General features: G+C 56.5%; 6 protein-coding genes and 2 pseudogenes. 5 read left to right on the plus strand and 3 right to left on the minus strand.

Translation table 11 applies throughout. The features are described 5' to 3' along the window. Nucleotides 1-379 (plus strand): annotated as a pseudogene (locus tag EN845_RS33665) (hypothetical protein); the annotation flags it as partial. Nucleotides 380-543: 164 nt separating this feature from the next. Here EN845_RS33665 and EN845_RS33670 read toward each other — a convergent pair. Both EN845_RS33670 and EN845_RS33675 read right to left on the minus strand, forming a co-directional pair. Continuing rightward, nucleotides 544-2,175, minus strand: coding sequence for a pyridoxal-phosphate dependent enzyme (locus EN845_RS33670; RefSeq protein ID WP_127308890.1), 1,632 nt, complete (start codon nucleotides 2,173-2,175; stop codon nucleotides 544-546). Between the two features lie 19 nt (nucleotides 2,176-2,194). Further along, the gene (locus EN845_RS33675; protein ID WP_127308889.1) at nucleotides 2,195-3,076 is read right to left on the minus strand and encodes a GHMP kinase; all 882 of its coding nucleotides are present in this window, start codon (nucleotides 3,074-3,076) and stop codon (nucleotides 2,195-2,197) included. A 753-nt stretch (nucleotides 3,077-3,829) separates the two neighbouring features. Between EN845_RS33675 and EN845_RS33680 the strand changes: the two genes are divergently transcribed. The 4 genes from EN845_RS33680 to EN845_RS33690 all read left to right on the plus strand — a co-directional run bounded on the left by EN845_RS33680 (nucleotide 3,830) and on the right by EN845_RS33690 (nucleotide 7,488). Beyond that, nucleotides 3,830-4,414 (plus strand): transposase, encoded by a 585-nt coding sequence (locus tag EN845_RS33680; RefSeq protein WP_210212277.1) that lies wholly within the window; start codon nucleotides 3,830-3,832, stop codon nucleotides 4,412-4,414. 402 nt (nucleotides 4,415-4,816) lie between these two features. Further along, nucleotides 4,817-5,170, plus strand: coding sequence for a hypothetical protein (locus EN845_RS33685; protein ID WP_127308888.1), 354 nt, complete (start codon nucleotides 4,817-4,819; stop codon nucleotides 5,168-5,170). Then, on the plus strand, nucleotides 5,163-5,333 hold the full coding sequence (locus EN845_RS35685) for a hypothetical protein (RefSeq protein ID WP_167531565.1): 171 nt from the start codon (nucleotides 5,163-5,165) through the stop codon (nucleotides 5,331-5,333). The genes EN845_RS33685 and EN845_RS35685 overlap by 8 nt, the downstream gene beginning before the upstream one ends. A 1,057-nt stretch (nucleotides 5,334-6,390) precedes the next feature. After that, entirely contained in the window at nucleotides 6,391-7,488 is a 1,098-nt protein-coding gene (locus tag EN845_RS33690) for a pyridoxal-phosphate dependent enzyme (RefSeq protein ID WP_127308887.1), read from the plus strand. Nucleotides 7,489-7,673: 185 nt separating this feature from the next. Here EN845_RS33690 and EN845_RS33695 read toward each other — a convergent pair. Then, nucleotides 7,674-7,804 (minus strand): annotated as a pseudogene (locus EN845_RS33695) (IS481 family transposase); the annotation flags it as partial.

Raw genomic sequence — 7,804 nt, forward strand, 5'->3', positions numbered from 1 at the left:
CCGCGAATCTGAAGACGGCCTGGAAGAGTGGCGAGACCCGACCAACGCATCGGCGGCCGTATCGGCGGACCAAACCCTATCCGAAGAGACCCAGCATGTACGAGCCGTTCGAGGCGCAGATCAAGGATGGCTCGAGGAAGAGCCGGCGCTCTCGGCAGCAAGTGTGTTGCAACGCCTGACAAAGATCGACCCCTCGCGCTTTAAGGAAAAGAACCTGAGAATGGTGCAACGGCTTGTGAAGGTCTGGCGCATGGAAATGGCTGGGCTGATCATCCTCGATGGCGGTTGGATGAAGAGCTGGCCGCTATCTCCCTCCGCCGCGACGGATGGAGAAAGGGCCCATGTCGGCCCTATCGCGTTCGGGAACATTCCTCGGTGAGGCAATAGGAGGGGTCACTTCCGGATGTCGCTTGATAGGTAAGGCGCAACGCCCCGGTAAGATAGTGGCTATGAGGCACGCCGGCCCGAAAGCGCTCGCTCGTGGAGCATGGCCCCTCAGGCGAGCTATCTGTAATTTAAAAGTGCAAGCTTCAAACCTTCCAACTATTCTGAATCGAATATGTATTTAAGGATATTTTGAGTGCCAACCGGGCCGCAGTAAGTAGCGCCGGTATCGCAAAAGCCCGACCTCAGGTAAACGTTTCTAGCTGTGAGATTGCGGACGTTTGCTGCAAGCAAGAGGCAGGCGACGGCTGGTCGGTTGACTAAGACCCATTGGACGGCAAGTCTCATTGCTGCCTCACCGTATCCGCTGCGTTGATGTGTAGAGCCCACGCGAAGGCTATGCAAAGTGATCACATCCGGCGGTGCCCACTCTGGCAAAGCCATTTTTTCGCGCAGGACAAAAAAACCGACAGCTTCGTCGCGAACTACAATCGAGAAGGGATGCTCACATTCGGGCCAAGAGCTATTTCGAAGATCCGAGAACACCACTTCCAACGGATCCACAAACTGCTCCTGCTCTGGATCAAGCTTTAAATGGATGACCGCGGCATCATCAAAGCGAGACAAAGCTATTAGCCTCGCACCGCACCCTTCGGAGGGAGGCGTAATCGGCTTGAGGTGCATTGCCCCACTGGGTCTTTTTTGCTTTATCGACTGCGGAGGCAAACGGTTTTCGAAAGATGACCGGAGGGGCGCATACTCCATCGCGCTGGCAAGCACTTGATCGAGTGTTCGCCTGCCCCAGGCAAAATAGGACCAGCCCGTCAATTCCCCCGTGGGCGCGGCAACAGGCACTGGCTGTTCGCGCAACGATTCACGCCATCCAGGGACGGATCTAAGCCAGTCCTCGTTATAGACAGTTTCGATGTAGCGATGCCCCTCATCAGGAAATATGGCGACAACCTTCTTGCCAGGATTCCTCTGAGACCACCAGTTCGCGACCCTATACGCAGCACCACCGGTAGGTCCCATAAATAGCCCATAGTCTCGGTGTAAACGATGAGTCGCATGAAATGCTTCTGCTTGCGTCAGCCAATGTACCTCGTCGAAATGACTGTGATTGATATTGGAGGGAATGATGCTCCGTTCCAGCCCGCTAAGCTGTCGCTTGCCGCTAAGTTGGCCAAATAGAACTGACTTTGGCGAATCAATTCCAATAGTATGCAATCCGGGGAACGGCACTCGTAAGTACCTGGACGTGCCGCACATGGAGCCCCCTGACCCGACGGGGCCCACCAGGCAGTCGATTTTTCCCACTCGATCGATGAGCAACTCCGCTAGCTTCGCGTAGGCGAGCGGATTATCCGGGTTTGAGTGGGGCGCGGGCCAATAGCTGCCGGGTATCTCCCTGAGATACCTGTTCAGCCTTTCCGAGCGCGCCTGTTGAAATCCACCACCGCGCGCTGGCTTGCTGACGACGTCTACGTGCACATTAAGCTGGGCAAGGCGTGTATGAAGGTGCCGATCGAGCGACGGGTCGCTCACTAGTGTAAGTTTGTAGCCATGCTGTGCAGCAAGCATGGCCAAGGCGAGCCCAAAATTCCCTGAAGAAGAGTCACAAATGCTGGCACCTATTTTCAGTGCTCTTTGCTCCACGGCCCGTTCTAGGATAAACCGGGCTGGAAGAAGCTTCATTAGAAAAAAACTGGCGCCATACAGGCCATCGTTCAATTCGATGATTCTAGGGTTCTCGAAATCCACAAGATTGCGCATTAGAGGTTTGCTAGCCACTTTTTACTCCCAGACCGATTCAGTGCCGAAATGCGGAAGGGTTTAAACCTATGTTTCTAAGGTCACACATCGCGAGATCCATGTTTTCGGTGCTCCTTTCCTTCGCCGGGTCGAACATTAAGCCGACAACTGTCCCGCTATGAGCAACTTGTACCCCGAGAGCGCCATGGCGAGCGCCAATCGCTTCGATATCGAACAGTCGGGGCTTGGGGAGGAATCTCTCGTTTATTCTAGCGCTTGCGGTGGCAACTCGTCCAAGCAGACCAACGTCGGAGTCGTCGATCGCTCTACGGAGAAGACTCCGGAGTGGCCGAAAGACTCCGACCTCGAACGGATCGTACTGAGCCGGCTTGAATACAAGAGTGTCAACGGTCTGGTTGGGAGTTGTGTCTATGCTGATGAAGTCGATCGCCGGAAGCGGGTTTCTGAAGGCCTCTATCACGAAACCTTCGCGATGCGAGAAGAGCACCGCTTGCTGGGAAAAGAGCGTCGAATCGCAAGCTGCCTCCGCGCCAACCGCAATTGCCATTATGCGATGAGGTGTTGATTCGAGGTCGAGGTAATTGAGAACGGCCAAGATGCTGGCCAGCACATCAGCGGTAGATGAGCCCATGCCGCGTCCAATAGGGATATTGCTTTTTATTGTCAGACGTCCGCCGATCGAGCTCCGGGCAAAAGTCTTGAGCGTGAGCTCCGCGGCGCGTTTTGCCTTTTGGCAATGCTGCGGGGTGACGGACAACCTCTCTTCGCCGTTATTCTTGAAATTCGCCGTGGACTTGAGGTGGCGGCAAGGAAGCGATATCAGCCCACGGTGCAGACGAGCATTTTGGTCTTCAAAAACGCCTTGAATGAGCTCGCCATGATGGCCGATAGCTTCGCCGCGTCCTTCTGTTGCCCGCATGGTGAACCTCGCAATATATCTGAATACCGGAGTGAGACTTACATTTGCTGCCGTCGATCAAGTCCCGCCGCTTTAGGCGACAAGTGCCATGGGCTCGGGCAATTGCACTGCCCCTCGCGGTACGATGCTATCTGACGCGAATCCGGTTTAACTTCCTTGTGCGCCCGATCGACATCAACGCTGCCCGCAACATCAAATCGGCACATTTCTACCGCCTCACTACGCAAAGTCTCAAAAATCGGGCCAACTGCACAGAGCGACCTGAGAAGATACCTTTCTGTTGCTACTCAACGGCTTACTGAGAAAGTCTGGAGGAGTGATCCCAGATAGCACCTGTCATAGGTGTTACAAAAACAGTAGCGTAGGACCCGTCGTTCTGACCAGTTGTTTGGGGGCTCCGAAGGAATCCAAGAGTCGGCTTCTAACTCCCTCCATCAAGAAGCTCGACGGCAACGCCGAACCTTTCGAGCGCGAACGCCTGCTCGCGGATTCCGATTCAAACCGGCCGGGTATTCCGATTTGAAGCCGGCCACCATTCCGGAATGAAGCCGGCCAGGACTCCGATCAATAACCGGCCACTTTCGAGCGACTGAAGAGCACCACCTGGGTCAGCAACTGCGGCATGACGCTCCTTGTATCGAACAAGGAAAGCGTGATGCCGGCAAAGAGGAAGCTGACCATGAGACAATGGAGACAAATGCTCCGGCTTGGCAGGGACGGGACCAGCGCCCGGGACATCGCGCGACGCTCGGGGTGGCGCGTAGCACCATTCAAGACAACCTGAAGCGAGGGACCACGGCGGGGCTGACCTGGCCGCTGCCGGGCGAACTGACCGACGATGCCCTCGAGGGCAAGCTGTTCGCACGGGCCGGGGTCAAGCAGGGCATGCGGCGTCGCCCTGAACCGAACTGGGCCGACCTTGTCGTCGAGCTCAAGAAGCCGGGCGTTACGCTCCTCATTTTGTGGGAAGAATATCGCGCCGTGCATCCCGGCGGCTATGGCTGCAGCCGCTCGGCGATCTCTTTCGCGGTTTCGAACGGCGGCTTTCGCCGACGATGCGGCAGCATCACGTCGCCGGCGACAAGGTCTTCGTCGACTATTCGGGCACGAAGATCGCCATTGTCGACCCGCGCACCGGCGAGATCCGCCAGGTTCGGGGCCTCCAGCTTCACCTATGCGGAGGCGACGTGGACGCAGACCCTGCCGCACTGGATCGGCACCCATGTGCGGATGTTCCGTTTCTTCGAGGGCGTTCCCCCGCCTGATCGTGCCCGACAAGCTGAAGGATGGACGGTCACGCGATATGCGCCGGTCAGTGACGGATTTGTCGCCTGCTAGCGAGGATGATCATGAACATCGTAGCGCGGCGAGAAGTTAATATCCATTCTGATTTTGCTTCCTTTAGTGTATTATGCGCGAATCATCTTTAGTAACTCAAGAGAGAGTTGCGATGGTTGCTCATGCTTGGCGCATCGGACTGCGGTGTCTCTACCGGAGACCAGTGTTCCACTGGTACGGATCAAGCCAGATACGCCCAGCCTTTGGAACAATCTCCTACCGGTATCTCAGCACCAAGTCGCGCAGATGCTCGCGACTCTGATCCGCCGGATGCCGCCGAACGCGCCAGCGGCCAGGGAGCGGTTTGATGTTGGCTATTCCGAGCAGTCCTGACGAGCGGCTCACAGCCGTCCGACGTTCACAGTTCTTACGTCTATGTGCGCCATTTCCTCAATAAACCAGGTGCGCCACCACCAGGAAAGCGCCGAACTTCAGTACAGTTTGGTGGACCGCGCCGTCAGATTAGGCTGGCCGCCGGATCGTGTCGTCGTAATCGACGAGGATCTTGGAAAATCAGGAAACGGCCAAGTCGAGCGCGGCGGCTTCCAACGGCTCATCGCCGAGATCGGGCTGGCAACGCGGGTCTGGTGGTCAGGCTCGATGCATCTCGATTGGCGCGCAACAACCGGGATTGGCATCAACTCCTCGAGTTGTGTTCATTGTTCGGCGTTATCAACGCCCGATGGCGAGCGCCTCTACGATCCCTGCGCCTATCACGACCGGCCATGGTTAGTGGCTCTCGGGGATCATGAGTGAAGCGGAGTTGCACCAGATCCGCATCCGCCTGAATCAAGGGGAGCGGCAGAAGGCGGCGCGCGGCGAGCTTCGCATACCGCTGGCAGGTGGCTTGACCTACAACCGCCCCGGCCAGATCGTGTTCAACCCTGATGAAGAGGTTTTCAGGCTCGGCTGCGTCTGATCTTCGACAAATTTTGAGAGCTTCAGACCGCGCGACGCGTTATGCGTTATCGGATCGAGCTGTCCGGCGAGAGCATGCCAAAACGATCAATCTCGTCGCCGGACACATCGCCTGCTTGACCTTCACCGAACTCGAACCAAACATCCAAACGACCCAGGTTCAGACCCAGAAAGTGACCGGCTTCAAATCGGAACAGTGGCCGGAATGAAATTGGAATAGGTGGCCGGCATCAGTTCGGAATGCATGCCCGGCTTCGCCGGAATCCGCACTTGCTCGCCGCCCACATGCTACACGTCAGCGTCCCGATGACGCAGATTGCCCAGTGGACGTTCAAAGGCTCGCGCGTCCCGTCACGCCTTGGCGGGACACTAGGCATGACCCGGCCGGTTAAGACGAAGGCGTGGATCGATTTCTATCTCGCGGAGCGTCGGCGCCATAGAGTCGCACTTGAGACTTTGGGTCGAGCTTCCACTTAGCCGATCGGTCTGGCTCTGTCGGCCCAATTAGCGATTGCGATCGTGCTAGCACACAGCAGGCGCCATATTCAGGAAGCGCACCGGCGGGATTGCGGTGCGATAGGGCTGCTTTCAGCGAACGCGGCGCTGGGCCCAAGTCCGCCAAATAATCGACGCGAATAGATCGTGACAGAGGTGTGGAATGGGGCTGGCCGCGGCCAGGCCGAAAGCAAACAAAATGGCTGGAGTCGTACGCACATCGGCCAATCCTTCAAATGCGCTGTAGTTAATTGGATGGGCCGAATAGCGGAAATGCAATCCTCCCCTTCTGCAGCTCGACCAATCCGAATTGGCATGAGGTTTGGGTCATTCAGAGGAAAGCCGCGGGAGCTCTCTACCGGCCCGACTGTTCAGCTTCAATGGAAGGAGCGAAGGGAAAATGCCGAGCGTCAATGCGCTTTCAACGCCGGCATCGTCGCTGACCCAATTAAGCCGCGCGCTAAAGACGCCTCGGCCAGCTGCCTTGTCGTCCGAAGAAGACGGCTCGTGAGGCAGTAGTTCTACCGTTCCGCTATTTCAACATAATGAGGGGCAATCGAATCATGGATCTACCTTCCGTAAAGCTATTTCACCCCGACATAGTCGAAGAGCTTTCCTTCCCAAAGCTCGTGCAGGTCGCGCAAAATCTCGTCGTCGCAAAGTTCGACCTGATGAAATTTACGCCTGCGAAGCACATTCTTGATGCTGCGCTGGCGAGCGGACATTTACGAGCCGGCGGCCGCGTCATTGAAAGCAGCTCTGGCACGTTCGCCTTGGCACTCTCTATCCTGTGTTCGCTATATGATCTGCGCCTGACGCTGGTTACCGGTCCAACGTCGCAAATCGTCCGCTGGAGGTTGGAGAATATGGGCGCAGTCCTACACACGGTCCACGCCAGCAAGAACTGCGAAGGTGGGATACAGCAGGCCCGTCTGGAGATGTTGGCCGAGTTACGCTCATCAATGCCGGACAGTTTTTGGCCACAGCAGTACACAAACCCATTGAATTCTCTCTCTTATAAACCGATTGCGGAGAGAGCCCTGCTGACACAGCCAAAGATTGATTTAATCGTGGGTACGGTCGGCAGCGGGGGGTCGCTCTTTGGAATTGCGTCCGTATTACAACGAGAAAATCCAGACTTAAAGGTAATCGCGGTCGACCATAATAGAAGCGTGATATTTGGTGCCAGGGCCACGCGCATCAGCAAGATGTGTCGGGAGACGTCTGAACAGATTCTGGCGATGGGCGCAGGAATTCCCATGGGCAATGTGAATTTTGAACTCTGCGACGAAGTCCACTGGGTGCCGGTTCCGAAAATGGTCCAAATGGTCCACGATTTCCATCGTCGTACTGGGATGCTTGTCGGGCCATCGAGCGGTGCCGCTCTTGCTGTCGCAGAGTGGCGCGCAGCTCAGGAGCCTTCGCAGTTCGTTCTGACACTTCTCCCCGACCACGGAGTCCGTTATGTCGAGACGGTGTTTAATCCCAGTTGGTTGAACAATTGGAACGAGGACCTTGCTCGTGGTTGGGGGGAGCCAAGGGAAATTTCCTCGCTAGAACAAGTATCGGAGGGATGGTGCCGATTCAAGTGGGATCGGCGTCGATACCGAGATGTCACCGGTAGTGACCCGGCGCCTCGCCCGGCCGGGTACAATCCGTAAGGTGTCGTTCGATACGCACTTTTAGCGGATTTCAGGAAGGTGTGAGAGCGGTTTTGGTTTGCGATTCACACGAGAGCGGCGCGGCATGCGTTATCTGTGCATCAGGTCAGAACACATTGAGTTGATTGAAGGTGCTGGTGCGAGGCACGCCGGGACCCAGAACTCAACATTCGGCAGGCGTTGTGCTAGATGTTTAGTCCCGGCATTTGCTGGAGCGGATCGAGTTTGAAGCGTTCCGGTTGTGACGCCCACGCCTTGCAGATGAACTCGTAGGGCGTAAGGCCTTTGAGGGTCTTGAGCCTGCGACCGAAGTTGT

It is taken from the genome of Mesorhizobium sp. M8A.F.Ca.ET.202.01.1.1 (assembly GCF_004791595.1).
GTDB lineage: Bacteria > Pseudomonadota > Alphaproteobacteria > Rhizobiales > Rhizobiaceae > Mesorhizobium.